Annotated in this window: 1 protein-coding gene; it reads right to left on the bottom strand. The window is 73.1% G+C overall.

The features are described from left to right. Window positions 1-446 (bottom strand): methyl-accepting chemotaxis protein (locus MKK82_RS34435; RefSeq protein ID WP_243986241.1); only part of this gene is annotated, 446 nt, incomplete at both ends.

Raw genomic sequence — 446 nt, 5'->3', positions numbered from 1 at the left:
CGAGCCGATCGCGCCCACAGCCTCGCGCGTAGCCGCCTGCGTCGCGCTGATCTGCCCGCGGATCTGATCCGTCGCCTTCGCGGTCTGCTCGGCCAGGGCCTTCACCTCGGAAGCCACGACCGCGAAGCCCTTGCCGGCCGCCCCCGCCCTGGCCGCCTCGATGGTGGCGTTGGGCGCCAGCAGGTTGGTCTGCGCGGCGCTGCCCTGGATCATGCTCACGAGCTCTCCGATCTGCGTCGCCTGCCCGCTAAGGCCCTCGACGATGACCCCGGTGTGCCGCGCCTGCTCGACGGCCTCGCCGGCCCTGCGTGCGGCGTGGCTGACCTGCTGGCTGATCTCGCCGACCGAGGCCGACAGCTCCTCCGCGCCCGAGGCCACGCACTGGATGTCGTTCGAGGCCTGACCGACAGTCCCGGCCGCCTCGGCGGTCCGCCGGGTTACGTCCT

The sequence above is a fragment of the Methylobacterium sp. E-046 genome (assembly GCF_022829625.1).
GTDB classification, from domain to species: Bacteria; Pseudomonadota; Alphaproteobacteria; order Rhizobiales; family Beijerinckiaceae; genus Methylobacterium; species Methylobacterium longum.
This window is presented reverse-complemented; position numbering and strand designations above follow the sequence as displayed.